Consider the following 2,026-nt stretch of genomic DNA (forward strand, 5'->3'; position numbering starts at 1 on the left):
AAAATATTAATTATTTTATTTTACTTAATTGTTTTAAATAAGTTGTTTGTAATAATTCTTTTTTTGTTTTGTGTAGTAATTCTAAATATTTTTGACTATCTTTAATCATTTTAGTGATAAATGTTTTATCTTGATAAATCCGAACAACATGAAAATCATCATCATTGAAATAAACTAAAAAGTAAGCTAAGTTCGCTTGAGAACAGTAGAGTTGACATTGAACTTGGGCCCAGTAGTATTGAGGGATATTTTCTAGATAGGGATTGTTTAAAAAACTAGTCCAAGTGGATGATATTTCTTGGTTTTCATTAACAAAAGGACATTTAATTTCTAATAAAGTATTGGTTTGAGAATTATAACCATCTAAAGAAGCGGAAAATTGTTGGTGATAATCATCCATAAAAATAGCGTCTTCAAAGGTTAATTTGGTTTTTTGAATGAAAAATTGACGTGCGATGGGTTCTAGTTTTTGTCCATGAAGAGTATATTGATTAGAGGTAAAAGTGGTGCCAAAGATTTTATCATGAACTAATTGTTCCATGGAACGAAAGGGATCTAAACCCGTAATGGAAGCGATTTCAGAAGCGTTGATGTATTTTTTTCGATGTTGGTACCATAATTTAGTGCGTTGATTTAAGTTTTTGATTCTCATAATATTCATTCTTTCTTAAATATTTTCTTTAATAAGAATAAAAGATATTTTCCTAAATAATAAAAGAAACGAAAAAGATGATAAAGACATTTAAAAAGAAAATCAATTAAATATAAAAGATGAGGGATAAATAATAAAATAATCGTTAATAAACCTAAGTTTAACCATTGATTTTGATAAGTGAAGAAATAATGACTGATAGCATTAAGCATGTTATTTAGTTTAGTTAACCAAGTATTAATTAAATTCCACATGATGATTTGGTTGCTTCGTAGTTAAATATTGATAAAATTGAACCACTATTACTTGTTTTAGTTGGTGAAGACTTAGTTTGACAGTGAAAAGATAGAATTTAAGAACATAATAAATGGTGATAATTGGAATAAATGAAAGTAGAGTGATGATGAAAAAGATGAGATTACTAGGTAAAGATTGAAAGATTTTTTTTATGAACATTGTTTTTGTTTCCTTTCCAAAGTTATGTGTGTTGTTAAATAAAAAAAGACCCTGGAAGGGTCTTGGTTTGTGATTATTCTTTTTTTTTAGGAATTGTATCTAAAAATATTTCTTTGTGCAACTTTTGCATTGCTTTTAAAACTTTTTTATTATTTTCAAAACTTATTTCTCCTGAACATATTAATTCAACACATTTTAATTCAAATTCTTTTTTAGTCAAATCTTCGAATTTTAATTTTTTGTTACATTGTATTGTTTTAATTATGGAGAAAAGTATTAAAATAACATTCAAAATTAAACTTATTATTAAAATAAATGATTTAATTTCCATTTTTTTGATTTCCTTTTTTTATTTTTTATCCCTCAGATGGGATTATAATGTAGAGATAGTTTAGTTTAAATAAGATATTATTTTTATATTGTGTTTTTAAAAAATTACTAGTATTCATTAATTTTTTTTATCCCCTATGATAATGGTTATAAATTATCAAATATGAAAGTTTGAATAATATTCACTATTATACAACTTTATGAATTGAATATTGAAAAAAAATGATTAAGGTGCATCATTATTTAAAGGATTTTAATTTGGTGTTTTTCTTTAATTTTTTGTTGAGTATAATTGTAAATTTGGATATTTTTGTTTGCTTGGTTTGTTTTTAAAAATTTATATTAATTTCTATAAACATCAATTTTATAACTATTTGTTTTATAAACAATTTAAAAAAATGGTTTTTTTGTTTTTCCAAATTATCATTGTTTATTTTTTCATCTTCTTTACTATATTTTGATATTTGTTCTAATTGCTGAATTTGTTCTTGACATTTATTAATATTTGTTTCTTTAATTAATTCATTATTTAATTTGTCCATTGCCATAACTTTATTATTATTATTTATTAATAACAATCCTAAACAA

Annotated in this window: 4 protein-coding genes; all 4 read right to left on the reverse strand. The window is 23.1% G+C overall.

Annotated elements, in window-relative coordinates; all coding sequences use genetic code 11:
• Window positions 1-10: 10 nt before the first annotated feature.
• Window positions 11-652 (reverse strand): YqaJ viral recombinase family protein, encoded by a 642-nt coding sequence (locus tag OL66_RS02015; RefSeq protein WP_034172261.1) that lies wholly within the window; start codon window positions 650-652, stop codon window positions 11-13.
• A gap of 237 nt (window positions 653-889) precedes the next feature.
• On the reverse strand, window positions 890-1,108 hold the full coding sequence (locus OL66_RS02025; protein ID WP_034172263.1) for a hypothetical protein: 219 nt from the start codon (window positions 1,106-1,108) through the stop codon (window positions 890-892).
• Between the two features lie 73 nt (window positions 1,109-1,181).
• On the reverse strand, window positions 1,182-1,328 hold the full coding sequence (locus OL66_RS03865) for a hypothetical protein (RefSeq protein ID WP_156956352.1): 147 nt from the start codon (window positions 1,326-1,328) through the stop codon (window positions 1,182-1,184).
• 439 nt (window positions 1,329-1,767) lie between these two features.
• Window positions 1,768-2,026 (reverse strand): SVM family protein (locus tag OL66_RS02035; protein WP_034172265.1); only part of this gene is annotated, 259 nt, incomplete at its 5' end.

The sequence above is a fragment of the Chrysanthemum yellows phytoplasma genome, assembly GCF_000803325.1.
Classification (GTDB): Bacteria; Bacillota_I; Bacilli_A; order Acholeplasmatales; family Acholeplasmataceae; genus Phytoplasma; species Phytoplasma asteris.